The 23,018-nt window shown below is 56.2% G+C and carries 17 protein-coding genes; 4 read left to right on the top strand and 13 right to left on the bottom strand.

The window, feature by feature from the left end:
• Positions 1–140 precede the first annotated feature (140 nt).
• Positions 141–1,847: a chaperonin GroEL gene (groL, locus tag CGZ80_RS24055; protein WP_094418221.1), complete on the bottom strand. Its 1,707-nt coding sequence runs from the start codon at positions 1,845–1,847 to the stop codon at positions 141–143.
• 747 nt (positions 1,848–2,594) lie between these two features.
• Here groL and CGZ80_RS24045 point away from each other — a divergent pair.
• Positions 2,595–4,496 (top strand): hypothetical protein, encoded by a 1,902-nt coding sequence (locus tag CGZ80_RS24045; RefSeq protein ID WP_094418219.1) that lies wholly within the window; start codon positions 2,595–2,597, stop codon positions 4,494–4,496.
• A gap of 22 nt (positions 4,497–4,518) precedes the next feature.
• Positions 4,519–6,237, top strand: coding sequence for a DNA polymerase/3'-5' exonuclease PolX (gene polX, locus CGZ80_RS24040; protein WP_094418218.1), 1,719 nt, complete (start codon positions 4,519–4,521; stop codon positions 6,235–6,237).
• A gap of 16 nt (positions 6,238–6,253) precedes the next feature.
• Here polX and CGZ80_RS24035 read toward each other — a convergent pair whose 3' ends face one another.
• Complete coding sequence (locus tag CGZ80_RS24035; protein WP_233148634.1) at positions 6,254–7,390, bottom strand: lactonase family protein; 1,137 nt, start codon at positions 7,388–7,390, stop codon at positions 6,254–6,256.
• Positions 7,391–7,595: 205 nt separating this feature from the next.
• On the opposite strand from CGZ80_RS24035, the gene CGZ80_RS24030 reads away from it, so the two are divergent.
• Complete coding sequence (locus CGZ80_RS24030; RefSeq protein WP_094418217.1) at positions 7,596–10,706, top strand: DUF11 domain-containing protein; 3,111 nt, start codon at positions 7,596–7,598, stop codon at positions 10,704–10,706.
• Positions 10,707–10,882: 176 nt separating this feature from the next.
• On the top strand, positions 10,883–11,863 hold the full coding sequence (locus tag CGZ80_RS24025; protein WP_143544125.1) for an esterase/lipase family protein: 981 nt from the start codon (positions 10,883–10,885) through the stop codon (positions 11,861–11,863).
• 44 nt (positions 11,864–11,907) lie between these two features.
• On the opposite strand, the gene CGZ80_RS24020 is transcribed toward CGZ80_RS24025, so the two are convergent.
• The 11 genes from CGZ80_RS24020 to CGZ80_RS23970 all read right to left on the bottom strand — a co-directional run bounded on the left by CGZ80_RS24020 (position 11,908) and on the right by CGZ80_RS23970 (position 23,018).
• Positions 11,908–12,261: a hypothetical protein gene (locus CGZ80_RS24020; protein ID WP_158249841.1), complete on the bottom strand. Its 354-nt coding sequence runs from the start codon at positions 12,259–12,261 to the stop codon at positions 11,908–11,910.
• Positions 12,254–12,826 (bottom strand): Rpn family recombination-promoting nuclease/putative transposase, encoded by a 573-nt coding sequence (locus tag CGZ80_RS24015; protein ID WP_158222836.1) that lies wholly within the window; start codon positions 12,824–12,826, stop codon positions 12,254–12,256. Before CGZ80_RS24015 ends, CGZ80_RS24020 begins: the two co-directional genes overlap by 8 nt.
• 240 nt (positions 12,827–13,066) lie before the next feature.
• Entirely contained in the window at positions 13,067–15,319 is a 2,253-nt protein-coding gene (pnp, locus tag CGZ80_RS24010) for a polyribonucleotide nucleotidyltransferase (RefSeq protein ID WP_094418213.1), read from the bottom strand.
• Positions 15,320–15,822: 503 nt separating this feature from the next.
• Positions 15,823–16,092 (bottom strand): 30S ribosomal protein S15, encoded by a 270-nt coding sequence (gene rpsO / locus CGZ80_RS24005; protein ID WP_094418212.1) that lies wholly within the window; start codon positions 16,090–16,092, stop codon positions 15,823–15,825.
• 107 nt (positions 16,093–16,199) lie between these two features.
• On the bottom strand, positions 16,200–16,877 hold the full coding sequence (cysC, locus tag CGZ80_RS24000) for an adenylyl-sulfate kinase (RefSeq protein WP_094418211.1): 678 nt from the start codon (positions 16,875–16,877) through the stop codon (positions 16,200–16,202).
• A gap of 229 nt (positions 16,878–17,106) precedes the next feature.
• The gene (locus CGZ80_RS23995) at positions 17,107–17,958 is read right to left on the bottom strand and encodes an ABC transporter permease (protein ID WP_094418210.1); all 852 of its coding nucleotides are present in this window, start codon (positions 17,956–17,958) and stop codon (positions 17,107–17,109) included.
• A 4-nt stretch (positions 17,959–17,962) separates the two neighbouring features.
• Positions 17,963–18,772, bottom strand: coding sequence for an ABC transporter permease (locus CGZ80_RS23990; protein WP_094418209.1), 810 nt, complete (start codon positions 18,770–18,772; stop codon positions 17,963–17,965).
• A 215-nt stretch (positions 18,773–18,987) separates the two neighbouring features.
• Positions 18,988–20,460, bottom strand: a complete 1,473-nt coding sequence (locus tag CGZ80_RS23985) for a sodium/glutamate symporter (RefSeq protein ID WP_094418208.1) — start codon at positions 20,458–20,460, stop codon at positions 18,988–18,990.
• A complete protein-coding gene (locus CGZ80_RS23980; RefSeq protein WP_094418207.1) occupies positions 20,457–20,990 on the bottom strand; it encodes a FliO/MopB family protein in 534 nt (177 codons plus the stop codon). The genes CGZ80_RS23985 and CGZ80_RS23980 overlap by 4 nt, the downstream gene beginning before the upstream one ends.
• 51 nt (positions 20,991–21,041) lie before the next feature.
• On the bottom strand, positions 21,042–21,743 hold the full coding sequence (locus tag CGZ80_RS23975) for an NAD-binding protein (RefSeq protein ID WP_094418206.1): 702 nt from the start codon (positions 21,741–21,743) through the stop codon (positions 21,042–21,044).
• A gap of 45 nt (positions 21,744–21,788) precedes the next feature.
• Positions 21,789–23,018 (bottom strand): NAD(P)/FAD-dependent oxidoreductase, encoded by a 1,230-nt coding sequence (locus CGZ80_RS23970; protein WP_233148633.1) that lies wholly within the window; start codon positions 23,016–23,018, stop codon positions 21,789–21,791.

Genomic DNA, 23,018 nt, shown 5'->3' with positions numbered 1-23,018 from the left:
TGCGATGTATTCCGTTTTTTGGTGATTGATATGTTTGGTTCGACAACCGCCCGAACACTGGCGAGCGGTCGATGGTCGCCCCGCTGCGGATCGTTCCGATCGACAACGGGGCAGTGAAGAGCAGGGGAGTGCAGGATGGATCACATCATGCCGGGCATGCCCATGCCGCCCATACCACCCATGCCGCCCATACCTGGCATTCCGCCCATGCCACCCATGCCGTGGTCATGGTGGTGATCGCCACCGGCGTTGTCTTCTTCCACTGGGATTTCGGTGACCAAGGACTCGGTCGTCAGAAGCAAGGTCGCGACGCTAGCTGCGTTGGTCAGCGAGGTTCGAACGACTTTTGCGGGGTCAACGATACCGGCTGCCAACAGGTCGCAGTACTTGTCGGCATTGGCGTCGTAGCCTTCGGTCTTGCCCTTCAGTTGGTTGACACGGTTGACAACAACCGCGCCATCCAAACCGGCGTTTCCAGCGATGGTACGCAGCGGTTGATCCAGAACGTTACGGATGATGTGAGCACCGAGTTGCTCGTCGCCGGTCAATTCCTTGGCCAGTTTTTCGACGGCCGGACGGCAACGCAACAGGGTCGTGCCGCCACCAGGAACGATGCCTTCTTCCAAAGCCGCTTGGGTCGCCGCACGAGCGTCGTCGATCAACGCCTTGCGTTCCTTCATTTCGGTTTCGGTCGCAGCACCGACGTTGATTTGTGCAACACCGCCGGCGAGTTTCGCCAAACGTTCTTGCAGCTTTTCGCGGTCGTAGTCGCTGTCGGTCAACGAGATTTCGCGGCGAATTTGTTCGACGCGACCTTCGATGTCCGCTTTCTTTCCGGCGCCACCGACGATGGTGGTGGAGTCGCTGGTGATGCGGACCTTCTTGGCTTTACCGAGGTCCTTCAGCTTGACGCTTTCCAGGTCGATGCCGAGGTCCTTGAAAATCGCTTGGCCGCCGGTCAGGGCAGCGATGTCACCCAGGATGGCTTTGCGGCGATCGCCGTAGCCAGGTGCTTTGACAGCAGCAGCCGAGATGATGCCACGCATTTTGTTGACAACCAACGTTGCCAATGCTTCACCCTCGACGTCTTCGGCAATGATCAACAAAGGCTTTTTGTCTTTGCTGATTGCTTCCAACAAGGGGATCATTTTCTTGTTGTTGCTGATCTTTTCTTCGAACAGCAGGATGTAGCAATCGTCCAGTTCAACGGTGACGTTGTCTTGGTCGGTGACGAAGTGCGGCGAAAGGAATCCGCGGTCAAACTGCATCCCTTCGACGACGTCGACATAGGTCTCGTTCGAGCGACCTTCTTCGACGGTGATCACGCCATTCTTTCCAACGCGGGTGAACGCGTTTGCCAAAACGTCGCCGATCGACGGGTCGTTGTTGCCAGCGATCGTCGCAACTTGCTTGATCTCAGACTTGCTCTTCTCGCTCACTGGCTTGGCGAGCTTCTGGATCTGATCAGCAACCGCGTCGACCGCTTTGTTCACGCCGCGGGTCAAGCTCATTGGGTCGGCACCGGAGGCGACCATTTTAAGACCTTCGCGGAAAATCGCTTCGGCGAGCAGAGTCGCCGAGGTCGTGCCGTCACCGGCAATTTCATTGGTCTTGCTGGCAGCTTCTTTGACGAGCTGCGCGCCCAGGTTTTCGAACGGGTCGTCCAGTTCGATATCCTCGGCAACCGTCACGCCGTCTTTGGTGACTTTGGGTGAGCCCCAGCCCTTATCCAGCACGGCGTTGCGGCCGCGTGGGCCAAGCGTGCTCTTGACGGCTCGCGCCAATTTGCTGACGCCGGCCAGCAGTGGCGCCCGGGCGTCGTCGTCGAAAACGATTTGCTTTGCCACGACGTTCTCTCTCCTGTGAGGTTTCAATAGGCATCTCCGCTAACCGGTTTTGCCAAGCCAAGATGGCGACGGCAAGGTCTGCGAGGATGCAACTTGTTAAGGGAAGTTCTTAGTTGGGACCCGCCAACGGACCATTCCTGGGGCGATCGTGCGAACACGTCCGCGTGCCAGGCTCGTCCGGTCAACGGCCTACCTTCGGGATCTGGATCGACCTTCTCGGGGTGTCCGGCCAGCCCGCCAGTTCTCGCTCCGAGACGGAGGCTCGGCGAAACGCAGTTGGGGCCAGTTCTGTCGACGTTTTGACAGTCCCGCTGATCGACCCCCGCACTAAGCAACCGCCGTGCCAACAAGGCCGTTCAATGAAATTTTCGTCGTCGGGTCGAGCCCCGCATACCATTTGATCGCCCATTATCGGCCCGGTAAAGCCGACTGCGGAAAAGCACGCGTTTTCGCCGTTTTATCGGCGGACTGGCGAGATGGCAGACGTGTCACGATGGCAGGCCAGCCGCTTCGCACCCCCAACGCGGCACAACTGTCTGCCATCGCGGCGGCAGAGTCAAAAATATCGACACGATCGGAAAACAGGTGCCAAAATCGCTTCCCAACCGCAAACTCTTCCTGGCGAAATCATTGACCAAACCCTATCTGCAGCGTCCACTTCAGCGGGAGAACTGTGGACTTTCCACAACCACAGCCCCCCCCGAAAGGACACCCCACAGACAATCATTGCTGCGACGGAAACGTTCCATGACCATTTGCCGGCTGACAACCAAAATCGCTGCCACCTTCATCGCGGCATCCGCAATCGGATGCTTCGACAATGAAGCGACGGCTGGATGCTTGGACTGGCTCTTCGGCCGCTCACCGGTCTACACCTCCAACTATCCCTACGCGCCCGTCTCGTCACCGATGACGATCGTCCCGGGAAGTACGCCGGTCAACGGAATTCCAATGGCCAACAGCGGTGCGGTCGCGGTTCAGCGTCCCGCATTTGGTGCGACGGCAACTCCCGGATACGGCTGGCCTGGCTACACCCAGGTTCAGTCCTACGACAACCCGTCGGTCTACACCGGTCTGCCGGTCAGCGATCCATCGACGACGACGTACAGGCTGCCGCTGACAACGTCTTCCTCAAGCGTCCCCGTGACCACGTGGTCCGGCAACACACTGCCTGCCAATGTGACGCCTTATCAAGCCTCACGCGTCCCGATCGCACAAACGCTGCGTGGGACAACGAATCCAATCCTTCCCAGCACCACCTACACCTCAAACTACGGAAGCGTCGCGCCGACGAGCTACTCCGCCCCGATCTCCACCGCCGTACCAACGACCGTGCCGCTGTCCTACGAACCTCGTCGCTGGCGCCTCGGATCAGGGCTGGCACGCTTTTTCAATTCGTTGCTAGGACGCAACACCGATTACGTCACGTCGTACTACAACGCCCCAATCACGTATTATCGCCCGGTAACGAGCTTCGACCCGACAACCGGTTCGACCGTCACGGTTCAGCAACCCTGCAGTTCCTACGTTCAGCAACTACAACGCGTCCCGTACAACACGTTGATGCCGACTACGGTCGCCCCCACCCAGACAATTATGCCGATGCAGTCCGGCGATCCGTGTACCATTCCGTACGCATCATCGAACAGCTACGGACCGTCAAGCTTTCCACAGTCGATGACACCCGGAACCTTTTCGACTCCGTCGCCAATCGGCCAAGTCGGTGGCGAATACACCCCAGGTAACTCAGGTGTCACTACGATTCCTTCGGTTATCCCCAACAACAATGGGTACCCCAACGAAACGCCACTCACCGGCGGAGACCCGGCTGACATTCAAGACACCGGGCAACCAGAATTGCAGCAGCAGAACCCCGGTTATCAGTCGAACTTTCCAAACTCACCTAGTGAAGGTTCGAGTCGGAATCTCGATGAACCGAACCTCTACGACGATTACTTTCGGCACGAACAAGAACAGCCAAACGACAGCTCAACACCCGGAAGCAACGCTCCTGTCAATAACAGCCCCGGCAACAGCAGCGAATCGAACATCCAATTGGATCCTCCGGTAACGGGCCGCACACGCGGCACGCGTCCCAACGATCTGTTCCGAAACGACGAGCGTTTGACCACGCGGACGCCACCTTCGCTGAGCAGTCAAACGCCCGCTCCCATCGCGCCGACCTACAGTTCGGTCCGCCCTGTCGGCGTCCCTCCCGGCAGCCAAAACGTCCGGAACAGTGTCCCCAACAGCGTGACCCAACCGCAACCAGTCGATCGCACACCGGCCTTCACCGGCAACCAAGACTCGTTCAATGACAAGACGCTACAACCGCCACCGTTGCCAGCACCTTCGCCGCGAACCGACGAACGCTACCAAACCAACGATTACCGCAATAGCGTCCCCGTTAAAGAAGTAACCCTCCGCGAAAACTCAATCCAACAGGTTTCCGCGTGGGATTCACTTGACCCACTGCCATCATCCAATGTGGTGCGTGCACACGCGGTGGGGTCCGGTAATCTCGCTCCTCAGCCGACCAGCTACCAAGGCAACTCTTCACAAACCATCCGCCAAGCCAAACCTCAAACGGTGACGCAACCCGCTCCTCGCAAACAACGAAGTAGTGCGGGCTGGGTGCCGGTCAATTGACCGGAAAAGGAACGATCAAACGATGGACAACTCTGGAATTGCCGCTGTCTTTGAAGAACTAGCGGAGTTGCTGGAATTCAAAGGCGAGAACCCTTTCCGAATCCGCGCTTACAAGCAAGGCGCACGGGCAATCCGGGACCTTGACGAATCGGTCGCCGACATCGTAGCCGATCCGGATCGCAAGCTCTCTGACCTTCCCGGCATCGGTAAAACGCTTGCCGATAAAACAGAGGTTCTTTTAGAGAGCGGGGAACTGCCACAGCTTGCGAAGCTGCGTGCGGAAGTTCCTGAGGTCATGATTCAGATCTCGCGCATTCCTGGCCTGGGTGCTAAGAAAGCAGCGATGCTCCAGAAAGAGTTAAGCATCGAATCGCTTGACGACCTTCGCAAAGCTTGTGAAGACGGCTCCGTCGCCAAATTGAAAGGGTTCGGCAAAAAGACTTCCGAGTCGATTCTCGAAGGACTCTCGATTGCCGAACAAGCGGCCGAACGGATCTATTGGTCTGCCGGCGACGACTTGGCCAACTCGATCAGCAAGCACATGAAAGGCTGTCGCGGAATCGAGAAATTGGAATGGGCGGGGTCCTATCGCCGCGGACGCGAAACGGTTGGTGATCTTGACCTGCTGGTCGTCGCGAAAGACCGAGACGCCGCAATGGATCACCTGGAAACCTATCCTGAAAAATCACAGACGATCGGTCGTGGTGAGACCAAGATATCGATCCGAGTTGGCAAGGCATTCCAAGTTGACATGCGCTGTGTTGATGCACACCAGTTCGGCGCCGCACTGCAATACTTCACCGGATCACAAGCTCACAACATCCACACGCGACGAATCGCCAAAGAGAAAGGCTTGAAGATCAACGAGTATGGCGTGTTCAAACTCGATGACGATCAGCAAGTCGCTGGTGAAACCGAACAGGATGTCTACGCAGCAATCGGATTGCCTTGGATCCCACCAGAACTTCGCGAAGACCGATTGGAATTCAAAGCCGCTGAAAAAGATTCACTTCCTGAACTGATCGAAACGTCCGACGTTCGTGGTGATTTGCACATGCACACCACAGCGACTGACGGACAAAATACGATTCGAGAAATGGCAGACGCCGCGATTGAACGCGGACTGAAGTACATCGCGATCACCGATCACAGCCAGCGCGTTAGCATGGCAATGGGTTTAACCCCGGATCGACTGCGCGAACAATGGAAAGCAATCGATGAGATCCGCCCCGAATACGAAGGACGGCTCGAAATCCTGAAAGGCATCGAGTGTGACATCCTGGAAGCGGGCGGAATGGACCTGCCCGACGACGTGCTCGCCGAAGCCGATTGGGTTTTGGCGTCCGTCCATTACGGCCAACGCCAATCGCGTGAACAGATTACCGAACGAATCTTGGGTGCGATCGAAAACGAACATGTTGATTGCATCGCGCACCCTACGGGTCGACTGATCAACCGTCGTCCGCCATACGAAGTCGACATGGACGCGGTAATGAAAGCGGTCGCCAAAGCGAAAAAGCTGATGGAACTGAACGCCAATCCAGCCCGCCTGGATCTCAATGAGATTCACCTCGCAGCTGCCAAAAAACTTGGCATTCCGATCGTGATCAGTACTGATGCACACAACATCCATGGATTGGATGTGATGCAATACGGGATTAAGCAAGCGCGACGCGGCGGATTAACCAAAGCCGACGTCGCCAACACAAAGACCTTCAAGCAGTTTCAAAAACTGCTTTAGCTGAAACGTGGTGAACTCAGAATTCCACGCAGATGCACTGTGGCACGAATACGGCATCGCGTGTGAATTGCAATTCACCAGTATTCTGATCGATACTGAAGATCGAAATCGAGTTGGTATTCTTGCCAGCCGCCAGCACCCAACGCCCAGATGCGTCGATGTTAAAGTTCCGTGGCCATGCGCCATGGATTGGTTCGACTTCGACCAAACTCAGACGCCCATTCGATTCATCCACGCTGTAAACAGTGATTGAATCATTGCCGCGGTTTGCGGTGTAAACGAATTTGCCTGACGGATGAACGCGAATCTCCGAGGCGCTATTGAACACCTCTTTCGCTTTGACGCTTTCAGGCAACGTTTCGATGGTTTGAATCGGTGTCATCGCCCCGGCTTTAGCGTCGTAGTCGAATACGGTAACCGATAGAGCTAGCTCATTGAGGACATAAACACGCTGACCGTCCGGGCTAAATTTCATGTGACGTGGGCCGCCACCGGGAGGACATTCGCCGTATCCATGTGGAGTCAGCGTTCCGGCGGAGGAATCAAGTTTGTAAATCACAACCTTGTCCATCCCCAAGTCCGGCACGAATACAAATCGATCGTCTGGCGATGTTCCAGTCCAGTGTGCATGCGAGGTCTCTTGGCGTCCCGCGACAACCCCCGAGCCTGGCGGGTGTTGTTGAAGATCAGAACGCTCGACCAAACCGCCAGATTCATCCAAGCGGAAACAAGCTGTTGATCCGGTGCCATACTGTGCCGTCAAAACCACCTTGCCGTCTCGACTGACCGAGACATGTGCGGCCCCGCCGTCACCCACCGGCAAGACGCTGTTTTCGACGAGCTTTTTTTCACCGACATCGCCACTGATTTCGTAGGCGATCACCGAAGGAGTGCCATCTTTGCTGGCAACGGCATAAAGCATTTTGCCATTGGGGTGTGTCGCCAGAAATCCTGGCCCGCTCGCTTCAGCAGCGAGATCGACTTCACGCAATTTGCCGGTCTCGGTATCGAATGCGCCATGGTAAATCCCTTGGCTCAATCCGCCACGCGGTGTCGACGTCCCGAACCACACATCCACCACTTCGGCGGATGCGTTCTGACATGTGGTGGCCATCAACAACACCCCAACAAGCGAGCAAAACAGAAAACGCATCAAAGGTATCCCCACCTCGGTGACCAGAGTCAAAACGGATATGGAAACTGGGACCATCGCCCGACTTTGTGAAACATTGAATGCGGGAAACATTGCATTGCAACCCGACAATCCGAACAACCGGCAAATTCTACTCAACTGAACCAACACGCGTTCCGATATCGAGAGTGTTAGGCTGTATTTACGCACAATATGAGATGGACGCATGCATCGCGGACGCATCAAAAACATCGCAATCTACTCGCTCATCGGAATCATGACCGGCGGCCCCGCTTGGTCAGCGACTCCGGGCGGTACGTCGCGAGCCAATCACCGTCGAACGTCAGCCCCAACCAATGCGGTTCAAAATGCGTACGGCGTTCGGTCATCCGATCCCTCGGCCAACATCCGACAAGTCGTTGGGAAGCAACCCACCGCACCGGAGAAAGACTCCGGCCGGACGCTGTCGTTTCTTCCAAAGCTACTGGGTGGTTCCCCAAGCGATTCCGGCACGACTGCGACGCGCCAACACAATCACGCGCCCCAACAAGCCGACTCGCCAAAGCCTCGCGGAATCCTGAACGACTTGTTTGGGATCGCCGGGAACGACAATCGGAACAATCACCAAGAGTCGCACGCGGCAACTCCGGTTCGCTCTCAAAACGATCCGGCACCGCCGGTTGACTGGAGCGGAATTCCGTACCACCAGGCGAAGTCGCAATCGCGGTCGAATTCTCCCGCGCCGATCCGGGATCCTCGTGCGGGTGAAGCACGTATGTCTTCGTCCAGCCAAATGGCATCTACGGGGTCTTCGCGGCTTGCACCGCAAGTTGAAACGCCAAGGCTCTCGACTCCTTCATTGCCCAAAGCTCCATCCTTAGAAACGGCGAGTAACAGCACTAGCAGTCGACGTACAGCGACCGTGCCGAGCACCGTCGCATCCGCCAAAGTTGAACGCGAGTCGGCCGCAACACTGTCACCACTATCGAGCAGTCGACGCAGTGGTCGCCGCAGCCTGCCAACTTTGGATGCATCCGAAATCGCAGCCGCCAATGCCGGTGGCATCGAAGAAGATGACTTGATTCCAAAGATCTCTCGCCGACGCATCAAACCAGAACCGCAATCGGCAGAGATGCAGTCACTGAGCGACAAGCCTGCGATTGCGACTAAAACGGCTTCGGCCCCCACAGCGGTGGCGAAACCCGAACCAGTCAATAGCGAACCGCAACCGGCTCCCCAACACACGCCTTCCGCTGACGTCGCTGCGAAAGCTCTCGAGCCAATCCAAAGGAAGGAACTGCCACGAAGCGTCGAACCATCGATCCCCGCAGTAGATTCCACACCCGATCCGATCGCCTCCGATTCGCAAATCGCAAGCAACAGCGATCCCGACTCTGGTGTCGCCGCATCGATGACTGATCGCGATCAACCAAGCGTCGAAGTCCCGACGATTTCCATGCCAACCACCCCATCGTTCGGCCCTCGCGGCAATGTCGCGTCAGCACGAACGAGCGTCCCGACGGCGACGCTGCAGGTGGAAACCAAACAATCGGTCGCTCAATCACTGCCTGAATACGAGCCCACACCAGAATCGAATCACAATCGCCGTGACGCTGCCCTAAAACCAACGAACGCAGCTCTACAGCCAGCGACGACGGCAATCGGTTCAGGATTGGCCAACTCCGCGCCAGTGGCGAACGAACCAAAAGCAAACTCGGCATCGTCGATCGGCATGCCACAGTCGACCCAACCCCAAAGCGATCTGACGTCCAACACCCCTCGTCAAGATTCGCCATACGAGCACACACCCGAACTGCCTGCCGCTAGGGTTGCTGAACACCATGTCGCCTCGAATCCATCTACTGAGATTGAAATCGAAAGTGCGCCGTTCACAGCAAATCCGCAGCGTGCTTCCGAAGTCCCAGCACCACAAGCCAACTCGGTTGCATCGGAACTTCCCGGTCTTCGCGTTGTCACTCAAGGCCCACGCCGCTTGATCATTCGACAGACCGAAGTCTTTGAAATTCATGTCGAAAACCGTGGCTCGATTGACGCTGAAGGCGTCTTGGTTCGAGCATTGGTTCCCGGCTGGGCGGAGTTAAAAGGTCAATCGACGTCACGTGGTCAAGTAAACCCGCCAAGCGAAGCGAATGACGGTCACCTCGTCTGGGCGCTCGACCGCTTGCCTGCCGGTGGAAAGGAAACTCTTTTTGTTCGCTTGCAAGCTCTCGAAAGCGGCGCGCACGAATTGGACGTCGACTGGACGCTGGTCCCACAAAAGAGCATCGCCAAAGTCGAAGTCCGTGAGCCCAAACTTGAATTGGTCATCGAAGGGCCAGACGACGTTGTCTACGGCGAATCGCAGACTTACAAGGTCCGCGTCCTGAACCCAGGCGACGGTATCGCACCGAACGTCGTGTTCACGCTTTCGCCAAACTCGCCTACGCCTCAAACTCAACGAATCGGTAATATCCCAAGTGGGAAAGAAGCCCAATTCGAGGTTGAATTGACCGCGCAAGATCTTGGCGACCTAAAGATCCACGGCTTCGCGGCTGGCGATCTGGAGCTTAAGTCCGAAGCGGAAAAGAAAATCAAAGTACTCGCCGCAGAACTTGAAGCGGTCTTGATCGGCCCCGAACTGAAGTACCAAAACACCGATGCGGTGTACCAGCTTCAACTGACCAACAACGGAACCGCTGATTGCCAAAGTATCCAGGCCAGCCTAGGGCTACCACCGGGAACGGAATACGTCAGCGGACTTGATGACGCCCGCAAACACGGCACCAAGTTGACCTGGCAGATCGAATCGCTTCCTCCAGGAGCGACTCGCGAATACGAGTTCACTTGCAAAATGGTCGCCCCAGGCAACCATCTCTTCGACTTCATGGCCACTGGATCCGCAGCCGGACAAACAGCGGTCGAGCTGGAAACCCAAGTGGAATCGATCGCTGACTTGGTCCTCAGCATCAACGACCCTGCCGCACCGGCTCCCGTCGGTTCTGAAGTGGTCTATGAAATCGTGATCAAGAACCGCGGAAGCCGCCAAGCGACCGATGTCCGAGCTGTCGCACAGTTCAGCAAAGGCATCGAACCACGACGCATCGAAGGCCACTCCGGGCAAGTCCTCACCGGACAAGTCCTGATCGACCCGATCGCAGCAATTCGCCCAGGCGACGAAGTTCGTATCCGAGTGATTGCCGAAGCCGAATCGGACGGACACCATCGCTTCCGAACGGAAATCCGCTCAGGCGAAACCGTCCTCGTTTCCGAAGAAGCGACACACTACATGAGTCGCAAAAGCGAGCGAGTGAGCCGTCGCAGTACAACGACTCGCTAACGCCCAAAAACGAAGTGCGTCATCTGATCAGCCCGGTTCGAAAGAATCGGGCTGATTTCGTTTCGTTACCCAAGAAAGTTGCACGAAGCGCGGACGTACATGCGGGCTCCAATTTGAGAACAGCCTTCAACAGTCAATCACGCGCGTCTTCGCGATACACCACGGAGCCACGGACGATGCAACGTTCTCTACTACTGTGCTTTGCGCTGATCGTTTCTCTACAGTGCCATCGACATCAGGTACACTCCGACGAACACAACCTTTCGGAGCACCAAGAGCATCAATCGATGACGGATCGCACCAATTTCAATTTGCCGATCAAAACCGCTGGCGGAACGCAGCTGTGGACCGATCACCAATGGCGAAATGGCTATCGCATTCAACAAAACGCACTGACTGGTCACTGGCGTTTACTCGATTCACAGAACGTCCGACGTGCATGGGGAAGCCGCATGCAATGCCAAGCGGCGCTCGAAGGCTTGTGCCCCAAAGCTGAAACGTCCGCTAGCACGCACTATGTCATTCTGCTTCACGGTTTGATGCGAACTTCAGGCAGCATGAAATCTCTCGAACCAGTCCTCGCCGAGGCTGGACTTCCTGATTGCATTCGCTTCTCGTACGCGAGCACTAGGTTCTCGATCGGAAAGCACTCCGCCGCACTGCGTGAAGTCCTTGAAGACCTGCCAAACGATGCGACTTTTAGCTTTGTCGGCCACAGCATGGGAAACATCGTCGTCCGCCATCTGATCAGCGACCTACAACTCGAAGGCGATCCACACCACATTCTCGACCGCTGCCAGACCATGGTAATGCTTGGACCGCCAAATCAAGGCGCCGCAATTGCTCGGCGACTGGGCAAATTAAAACTCTTCGAATGGGTGACCGGACAAGGCGGCATCGAACTTGGACCTGAATGGGAAGACCTACAAGCGAAGCTCGCCACACCACCATTTCCTTTTCACATCATCGCAGGTGACATTAACCCACCCATTGCCAACCCGCTTGTCGATGGTGAAAGCGACTACGTCGTGAGCGTTGATGAAGCCAAGCTAGATGGATCCGCAAGCTTCCAAACGGTACCTGTGCTTCATAGCTTTCTGATGAGCACACCGGACGTGATGCACAAAACGGCAGAATTGCTGAAACCGGCCAGCTAAAAAAACGACGCTCGTATCGCTGGCTGTGAAACCACAAGTCAGTCTCAATCGCGGTCGCGCAGTCGCTGCTGCAGTAGAACTTCCACCTCAGCCAACTCCTCGGTAGACAGTGCACGAAGTTGATCAAACGAGTGCTGAACGTCGCCGACAAGAGACTGCAATATCTCGACACGCCCGATTAGCGCACCACGCTCTTCACCGATCGCTTTGCCGCGTGCCTCACCAATCGCCTGACCGCGCGCCTCACCAATTGCTTCAGCAGCGTCCAAACGCGCCTGCTCGTCGCGCTGCATCTTCAATCGAGCGTCGTAAAAGCGTTTTTCGTTGGGGTTCCTGGCGATCATTTCCAATACACCTACCGCTTCGGTGAACACGGGATCCGGTAATTCACTACACAACACTTCGGCTGTCGAACTTGCCGCGTATCGAAAAAAAATGGATCCACTGACTGATCGGATCTTCGGGTATTCGATTATTCGTGGGGCGAACGTACTTCGGCAACTGTAAAAGATGAATTTGCAGACAATCGGTCAGTGGCAAACCATTTGACGTACGGAGCTGAAAATCGAAGTGTAATTGATCCGGCTCAGCATAGAGCACCGCATCAAGAATACAAATTCCAATCACCGAACGGATGTCGCTGTATTGGTCCCCCTCGCCAATCTGATCTGCCAATTGAGTTGCCGCATAATAGGCGAGCCTTTCTGCCAGCCCGGCCTGCAGCGTCGTTTGAATTTCAATGTCGATCAACCGACCGTGGTCATCCGTTGCGAGGATATCCAAAATCGACAATTTGTCCTCCTCATAGCGTCTTTCGACGATCGGATTCCGAAATTGGACTTCTGTGATCCTGGGATTTCCTCCCAGCACCGAATTCAGAAAGTGAATTGTGATTGCTGGATGGCTTGGATTTCCCAAAAGCAACTTACACGCAAAGTCGACACGCGGATCGATTCCTATCACCACTTCGCCACTCCGTTGCAAACCGCTCGATCCGCCTCGGCACCAATCTGCCGAGATCCCGACTTGGCTGAATCGACGCAAACGCTTGGCGTCAGCCGTTCACAACCATTATACCCCATCTGGATAAAACTGATCGCGATACGAAAACAGCCGGTGCGAAGTTTCGCTACCGGCTGTTTTGTTTTATCGAATTAGTCACCAGTTGAAGTCAGACTTCGGCTGGCTAGGCATCAAACTGGATCAGTCGCGACGCGAACGTCCGCCGCCGCCACCGCCATTGCCGCCACGACGGCGACCGCTACCACCACGACGACGAGGACGGTCTCCGTCTTCGCCACCACGGTCACCGCGATCTTCGTCTTCTTCGCCAACCATTGCAGCGATTTCGTCGGGCTCACCCAACTCTTCGAGTGCTTGGCGGCGGCTCAGCTTCACGCGGTCGTGCTCGTCGACATCGATCACCAAAACTTTCATCGCATCGCCAACGCGAACGACTTTGTCGATGCTGCTGATGTATCCGCTGCTCAGTTCGCTAATGTGGCACAGCCCGTCGCGTCCTGGCAGGATCTCGACGAACGCACCGAAGTCTTTGATGCTGCTGACGATCCCGTCATAGATCTTGCCGATCTGAACGGTCGCGGTGCAAGCTTCGACTTGCTTCATCGCTTCGGCTGCGGAATCCTTGTTGTTGCCGGCAACCAAAACGGTTCCATCATCATCAACTTCGATCACACATCCGGTCGACTCTTGGATACCACGGATATTCTTTCCGCCAGGACCGATCAAAGCACCGATCTTGTCAGGCGAAATCCGAGTACGCAGCAAGCGTGGTGCGGTCGGTGCGATTTCACGACGTGGGCGTGGAATCGTGGTCAACATTTTGCGAAGGATTTCGATCCGAGCTTCACGCGATTGCTTCAGCGTTGCACGAATGATTTCGTCGCTAATCCCGGTGACCTTCAGGTCCAACTGGATACCGGTGATACCGTTTTGGGTACCAGCGATTTTGAAGTCCATGTCACCGAAATGATCTTCCGAACCGAGAATATCGGTCAACAGAACGAAGTCATCTTCCGACTTGCGGACCAGACCGACCGAGATACCGGCAACGGGATTGCTGATCGGGACGCCAGACGCCATCAGTGCCAACGTTGCACCACAAACTGACGCCATCGAGCTCGAGCCGTTCGATTCGGTGATATCGCTGATCACGCGAACGGTGTAGGGGAAGTCATCGGCCGTAGGCAGAACGGGCGCGACGCTTCGTTCAGCCAAGCAACCGTGACCGATTTCACGACGTCCTGGGCCACGGATTGGGCGACATTCACCAACCGAGAACGGTGGGAAGTTGTAATCCAGCATGAACTTCTTGCTGAACTCGTCGTGCAAACCGTCGACACGTTGCTCGTCACGAGCGGTGCCCAAGGTGACGGTGATCAACGCTTGGGTTTCGCCACGTTGGAAGATTGCCGAACCGTGAACGCGTGGCAACACGTCGGTTTCGCAGTGGATATGACGCAGGCTAGTCGTGTCACGACCATCGGGACGGGTGCCCGAAACGATCAAGTCACGTGCGACGTTGCCTTCCAAGTCGTGCCAAACGCTCTTGAATCGTTTGACGCAGATCGCGCCTTCTGCATCTGGATCGGGAATCATTTCCGCGATTGCTTTGTCACGCAGTTCTGAGCACGCTGCCGCACGGTCATGCTTTCCGGAGGTTTGCATCGCGGTCTTGAAAGCGTCGTAGTACGCTTCGCTGACCTTACCCAGCAGACCGTCGTCTTCCGGCGCGACGTATTCAACTTTCTCAGGTCCGACCTTGGCGATCAACTCGTCCAACAGGTCAAGGATTTCGCGGATGATGCCATGTGCGAATTGAATCGCTTCGATCATCTGATCTTCTGGCATTTCGTTGGCGAAACCTTCGATCATTGCAACTTGCTCGCGCGAGCCGCTGACGATCATGTCCAGTTCGCTTTCTTCCAATTCGGAATTGGTTGGGAAGGCGACCAATTCGCCGTTGACCTTACCAACTCGGACCGACGCGACTGGGCCGAGGAAGGGCAGGGGGCTGATCGCCAAAGCAGCCGATGCACCGTTCATCGCCAAAACGTCGCCGTCATGCTCTTGGTCGCTGGCAACGACCATTGCTTGGATTTGGACTTCGTCCATGAAGCCTTCTGGCCACAAAGGACGAATGGGGCGGTCGATCAAACGAGAGCTGAGGATCTCTTTGGTTGATGGACGACCTTCGCGTTTCAAGAATCCGCCCGGGAACTTCCCGGCGGCGGCAAATCGCTCGCGGTAATCGCAAGTCAACGGGAAAAAGTCGATACCTGGACGGGGGTTGCTGCTTGCCGCGGCAACCAAAACGACCGTTTCGCCATACTGCACGAGAACGGAACCGGCGGCTTGTTTGGCCAACTGCCCGGTTTCGAACGACAGAACTTGGCTGCCGATCTTCTTCTCTACGCGAATTTTATTGACAGTCACTTTTCTTTCCTTAACTACTACACTCAACAACAAACGACCTTGCTTGGCTGTCCCGGCCCCATTGCCGACCGCCAGTGCAAAATCAGAAATAAACGCCGGATCACGGCACCAACTTCCAGGCTGCGCAAAGAACAGGTCTCGTCCATAAGAAACGCGAGCCTAGCAACCAATCGCAACGCCCTAATGATCCGACGAATCAAGGCGCCACAACCAATCCACTTGGAAAAACTTGGCTGATGTCAACCACGTGGCAGAGAATACCACAGAAAGACCAGGTGGAAGCTGCTCCTACGGGGTCGATGGTTAATCGAAAAATCAGCCAGTATAAAATCTGCCGATACAGCGGCAGGCAACAATGCCTGCACAAACCCCGCCCGGCGATTAATAAACCACCGCCGGCTTCAGCATGAATAGAAAAGATCGGGAGAAGACTCTTCGATTGCCGCCCCCATGGCGACATTTGGCCGAAGCCATGTCATGCCGAGTGGCGGCTGAACCCTGGGCTACTTACGGATGCCCAATTTACCGATGATATCGAGGTACCGCTGTGGGTCCTCACCGCGGACATAGTCCAACAAGCGACGGCGTTTGCTGACCAAACCAAGCAAACCACGGCGTGATGCGTAGTCTTTATGGTGCGTCCGCATGTGCTCAGTTAAGCCATTGATACGCTCGGTCAGAATCGCAATCTGAACCTCTGGCGAACCCGAGTCACCTTCTTGCGAACCGTGCTCCTTGATGACCTCAGCCTTACGTTCTTTCGAAATCGTCATTCGACTCTACTTCTTATTTCCTACGACTAAATTCTCTAACGCGTCTCTCTTTCGATACAGAGGCGGTAGTGTACCGGCATCGGACAATACCGCAACGGCAAATAATCCTAGATCCGTGACCGCTTTTCCAAGTAGTCGCGAACCTCTGCCGCCAATTCTGCAATCGTTCGACCAGCCCCCCCATCAAGCCGGACCTCTGGGGCCTCCGGCGACTCATAGGGGTCGCTAATCCCGGTGAAATTCTTGATCTCACCGGCTCGAGCTTTTTTGTACAGCCCCTTGGGATCGCGAGACTCGCAAATCTCCAACGGAGTGTCGACAAACACCTCGATAAAATCGTCACCGCCTGCCGCATTGACAATCTTTCGCACTCGCTCGCGGTCCTTTCGGTAAGGACTCACAAATGCTGTCAACGTGATCAGCCCGGCGCCCGCCATCAAGGCAGCCACACTGCCAATCCGGCGGATATTCTCTTCGCGATCGACCGCTCCGAACCCCAAGCCGAATCGATCCGAAAAATCCTGCCCATGCTCACCCGCCAAAACGGCGGGCGGAGCACACAAACCATGCCGAACATTGTCACCATCCAACAACGTCGTCGCACGACCTTGCTGGTTCAACATCACATCCAACGCATTGGCCACGGTGCTTTTGCCACATCCGCTCAGCCCGGTAAACCAGACCACACAACCTCGCTGCCCCAAGACCTGCTCACGCATCGAACGGTCGACACTGTGATCGTGCCAAACGATGTCCTGGGAAATGTCAGTCGATTTGTCAGACATGGTGCTGCAACTGGAATGGGAATCGCAAATCAGATGGGATACAGATAAGATGAAACACTGGGGTGTGTCGCGTCAGCCATTCTGCTGGACGCCGCTTCCTATTCCAAGGTGGTTATCGTGCACAACACTGGCAACCAGTTAAACCAACTCGAAATTTCACAGCCAATTCCGCTTGCCACGGCCCCTGTATCGGGCGTCACTTGCCAAACCACTTTGGCGCGAAGCCCACTCAGCTACTGGCGCTGCGGTAACTCAGCAAACTGCGGCGGAACATCCAGCGACTCGCCACCACGCTCAGCACCGTTGCGACGGCTGCCCAAACGACGAACCAATGTCCGCCGTGCTGCTCCGACACCGGTTGCGCAATGATCCGAGCGGGGACGTTGACGACCAACAAAATCGGGATCACGAACGTGAAAAAACCGTAGAGCGGACGCCCCCAGGATCGGTCGTATATCTCCATCGGGTAGCGGCTGAAATTGGTGATGTAAAACCAAAAGTTGTACAGCGATTGGTTTCGCCCCAGCCAAACACTTGTCGCACTCAACGCCACCATCAAGCTGTACATCATCATCACCCCGCAGGCGACAAAGATCACGTACAGGAACACTGACAACACCGACGGAATCATCGGGTCAACCTCCCGTGTCCCCAGGTTCCAAAGCGAAACGACAGCGATCAGCCCACCCGCAAAGAAATTCGACAACTGGCTCCAATCGATCCGCCGAAACGAAATCAAGAACTGCGTGTCGATCGGCTTCAAAAGGGCAAAATCCAACCCGCCCGTGCGGATCATCTCGCTGAACTCCTGCGCGTTCGGCATAAAGAACGTCTGCACCAACGAGTTAATGAACCAAGTTGTCGCGATGAACAAAAAGAATCGGTCGCGATCCCAGCCGGTCCCTTCACCGATCGAACCGGTGTGCTCAAAGATGATTAGATAAAACCCGATGTTCATCGCGGTCCAACCCAAACTGCTGACGCACTGCAGCAAAAAGTTGGTTCGGAACGTCATGTCACGGACCAAACTGTTCCGTGCAAACGTCATGAAGACTCGTGCGTACCTTCCCAGATCTGACATCGCATTAGCCTCCAAATCCGCTGTAACGCCGCACCCCACGTGCATAGGCAACGCGGCACAGAACGATAAAGAATACCAACCAAAGTGCCTCGATCCCGATCTCGATCCAAAGTTGATCCTCGGGAATCTTGCCTAAGAACACTGCCGCCGGGAAATACGCCAAGTACTTGAACGGCAGGAACTGCACGACGGCTTCGATCCCGTCCGGCAGCATCGTCAACGGAAACATGTGACCGGACAAAAAGAAGCTAAACAGCATCACGACAAACAGCAGCGATGTGACTTCGAGAAACCAAAACCCAATCATTCCGATCGCCGCTTCCAGGAAAAACCCGATCAGGAACCCCATGATCAGCGACGCACAAAACGCGACAAAGACTTGCGCACCTGGGAATCCGTCGACGAAGTAATCGCGTGCGAGATAAAACACGAGCGCGAATGGCGCCACAGCGATCGCGTAGTACGCCAACTTGTGAGCCACCCGGGTCAGCAGCAAAAACGCGATGAAATCGATCGGCTGGATCAGGTACCGCTTGATCTCGCCATCGCGTATCTGTTGTGCAATCCCAGACGCCAACCCTGGCATGCTGGAAAATGCCCGTGCGATCATGGTCAGCAAGTAGTACGCAACCATATCGCGGAACCGAAATCCGCCGATGGTCGTCGCGTCATTGCCTTCGGCCGCCCCGATCGAATCGAACACGGCGTACCACAGAAAAATCTGTGTGATGATCGGCAGGAACCGCATTAATGTGCCGAGCGCAAAATCCCCGCGATACACCAAGCGTTCGCCCAGCGAAGTTCGCAGAATCATGCCCCACACAGAAAATCGATGCCCAAACCCAGGCGCCGGTAGCGACGTGGCTTCACCAGGAGTGACGGGTGCGACAGACAAAATAAAACTCGTCAAATCGAAGGAATGGTCGAGATCGCCAGGAGAATATCGCACGGGTTAGCCTGCGACCAGACTCCGCGCCCGGTCGGTTCCGCCTCACAAAGCCGCTTTGGCACTAGCCCTACGCAGCGGCGTCATTTGCCGCGGTTCCAGCGACGGCCAATCACGATCAACGATAAAACAACCGCACCAATGATCAGCGTCGGCCACCAAATCGACACGCGTTCCAGCACCAACAGCGGCAGCGCGATCGTCAGCAACCCACCACCGATAAACGGCGCCGAAATCGGCACCGCCAACGCATAATCGTTGGCCGCCGTCGATTTCAAATCTGGATCGACAACGCGCAACAAAACAAATCCCGTCGCAGTCGTTCCCGTCGACATGCCGTAGTTGATCAGCCCGAGCGGAAACCAATTCTCGCGAGGCAATACCCAGCGGGAGATCAGCATCAAACAGACAGCCGTCCAAATCGCACCAAAAAGGAACAAAATCGCAAAGGGCAGGGCATAGGTCACCACCGTTTCGATCTTCAATGACGTGATCGCGGCAACAACCAGCACCTCCATCGCCGACGCAGACAGACGCTGCAGCGTGCTGTTGTCCAGCCATCCTCCCACGCCGAAGCGAGCCATCAAGTGCCGCAGTCCCCACCCCGCCAACATCGTGTAGATGAATAGCGGAAACCCTAACAGCGTCGAGGCACTCATTCGCCGGGTCAGCTGAGACTCCGCCTCCTGCAGCGAATCCGCCGCACTCGAAACCGCGTACTCGCCCCATCCCCAACTCGCGTCAATCCAATCGGCCGCTCCCTGAACCATCGCCTGCGACAACATTCCGATCCCAATCGCAATTCCGATCCAAACCGCCTGCAACAACAGCGGATCGATGGTCTCGGAACCTGTCACCTGGAAACCGATCGGCTTACGAGCGACGTCACCCTCTGGTCCATCGTCGTCCGACTTGTCCGCCAGATGCGAGTTAAACCAGCCCAGTCGTGAGCCAAAATTGATCCACACGATCCCGCTGACCACGCCGTAGACCAGCCCGCAAGTCGCCATCAGCATCCCCAAATCCAACCCGGCATCGAGACCAATCGTGGGGCTGCCCAAGACGACGCCCATCGCGCCTGCTGTCCCGTGGCCCCCGGCAAATCCGGTCTCGATCAACATTCCAAACGAATTCGGAATCGCCATCGAAGGGTCGAGCGACCCCATCAGCGGCTGAATTACGGTTGCGGTTGCCAGCAAACCGACGAAGGTTTCACCGAAGACGATGATCCAAACCATTAGTCCCTGGCGAGCCACTCGTGACGATGTCGAACGATCGATCGGCCCGCCACTCGAATCCGCCGACTGCAACATCATCGCGGCAAACACCACGGAGATCAGGGGTCCTGGCCAACCGCTCAGCGAGGACGAGGTTCCTTCGGCCCAGCCGACCAACGACTCGTCGCCTGACCGCAAACAGATCTGAACCAGCAGCAGCCCGACAAAACCGGCGACTACCGACGCGGGAATAAACAGCCAACGCAGTGGGGCAATCGCTTGGCGCAGCAGCACGCCGACTAACAACAGCGCTGCGACGACTGCGATCGCAACATTCATCGAGTCGCCATTCCGGAACGCCGGATGGGTGTGATCGTCCCGGTTCCACTGGGCGAACTCGACGTAGTGCGTCGCCCGACGATCTCGGGCCGACCTTGGCAGCGTGCCGTAATTCGCTCGACTTCATCCGGATCGACGATTTCTGCCAGCGTCACCGGATCGCCATTTTGAGTCTGTCCGATCAACAACAGCCTTTCGCCGACACGGACATAACTCACTCGCGTCCTCGCATCGATCGATGAAGTCCCCAGTACGCAAAAGACGTCGTCCGGCAATGAACCGGCTGCTTTCCGTGTCCCGCCATAAGACCTGGAAACCCAGACCAATCCTCCGAAAACGGCTAGCACGACTGCCAACGCACTGACCGTGGTCAACACCATCGGGGGCAGAAGGCCTTCGGATTCAGCATTCTGCACTTCGCCGGCTTCGTCTGGATAAACCAGTTCCGGAAACTCGGCCATCGCAGGCGAGCCACTTGTGATGCAGAGCAACAACAGACCGCAAATCGACAGGGCAAGGCGTTTTGACATGAATCCTATGTCGCCGAAAGACGCGACAAAATCAAGGTCAGTGCTCGCAGATCAGCCGCGCGCCGGACGATACAAATCCAGATCCGCCCGGCCGCCCAGCGAAGCGTAGACGGCGACAATTTCCTTCAAACCGGTCCAGAAATCACGTTCTACATCCCGCCCCGTTGTCTCAACATCCGGGACTAAGCCGCCGATGCGAAAATAATAGTCCGTCGGCAATTCGAACGAACAGTCGATCTCTGCGCCCGCATGTCCGGTCGCGACGATGATCGCTTCAAAATCGCCGCCTTCATGGCCGGAAACGTGAACGCGAAAGTCCGGCGGCAATGCTTCGCCTGTCTCGTCGTCCGTCAATTCGACCTGCTCGATCCGTTCGACTTTGGCACCTTCATGCACTCGACCACGGAGCAAGTCGGTTGCTGCCAATGGACGCCAAACTTGGTCCAGCCATTCGCCCACGGTGGTCGGACTGGTCGCCGGTCCGATCGCACCTGACTGTGCCGTCAGAGCCGATCGCGAAACCGGAGACACACAACGATCGGGGCTGATCGGAATCGGTTCGCCTTCACGTCCGATCAAGACACTGGCGACGCATTCGGCTTCGAATAAGGTGACTTGATATCCGAGGTATCGACCGTAGATTGCCGCCTCCAACCCCAATGGACCTCCGCCGATGACCGCGATGGATCCTGGCGGGTCAAGCGTGGGCTGGTCGTCAAATTCCGTGTCGATGTTTTCTTGATTGTTTTCCATCCGGTGGATTGTAGGCATCCCTTCCGAACGCGAAAGCCCGACGGACTAAGTTCCGCTTCCCAATGATTGCTGCTGCGTCGGGTGCGATTGCTGTTTGCCGACCGAGAACGGTTCCAACGACAGCGGCGGTGCTTTGCCTGCAATCAAGTCTGCCATGCAAACCGCTGTCGCAGGAGCCAGATGGATGCCGCTGCGGTAGTGCCCCGAAGCGACGTAAATCGCAGAATGATCCGGCAACTTTCCAAACATTGGGAATCCGTCGAACGTCATCGGACGCAGTCCCGACCAAGCGGTCACTTGCGTCGCTCGCGATAACTCGGGGCAAACCGTTGCGACAAAGTCTCGCAAGTCCTTCATTACCCTGGGAGTCGTCCCGTGCTGCAAACCGACTTCCTCTTCACACGAACCGACCAGCACCAACCCGTCTTGCCGCGGAACGATGTAACGGTTCCCAAAGTTCAGCACACTGGTCAGTTTTCGCTCTCCCATGTCCAACAACAAGATCTGCCCACGCATCGGGATCACACTACGAGACAGTTTCAACCGTGGCGAAACCAACCCCGTCCACGATCCTCCACAAACCACCACAAGGTCGGCTTCAAAGGTCACACGTTCGGTGTTTAACGAGTCACTACCTAAACCGCCGCTATGTCGTTCGACAAACACCTTGGCAGTCTGCCCACCATCATCGAAGTCCAACACACGTACACGATCGACCAAGGCGACGCCTTTCGCGCGGCATGCTGCTGTCAATCCATCGAGGAACAACGGCGTCCGAATTTGATATTCGTCGGGAACCCACCATGCTTGTGCACGGTCGACATTTGACGCCCAAGACTGCATCAGTGGCTGATGCTTGGCGAGGTCCTCCAAAGACCGATGTTCGCACTCGATCGACAACTCTTGCCAATAATGAACCATCCCCATCATCGATGCGGTTTCGCCAGGCGTGTCGGCAAGGTACCAACCGCCGCAACGTTCCAGCTCGCAATCGATGCCGGTCTCATCAATGAAACGCTGCGCCCATTCGGGAAATAGCTGGTGACTTAGTCCTCGCAAACGGTCGATCGGATCCGTTGCCGTTTCGAAATTCGCCGGCGGCAGAATTCCAGATGCCGCCCACGAAGAGGCCGACCGCCGGATCGATGACTCAGCCGCATGATCAAATACGGCATCGCGTTCGAGAACCGTGACGGTAATTCCACGATTGGCAAGCTCGTAGGCAATCGACATTCCGATCGCCCCCGCACCGACAACGATTGCTGTTTCTCCCAC

The sequence above is a fragment of the Rhodopirellula sp. MGV genome (assembly GCF_002251265.1).
Classification (GTDB): Bacteria; Planctomycetota; Planctomycetia; order Pirellulales; family Pirellulaceae; genus Stieleria; species Stieleria baltica_A.
Note: the sequence above shows the minus strand (reverse complement) of the source record. Positions and strands in the feature narration are given on the sequence as shown.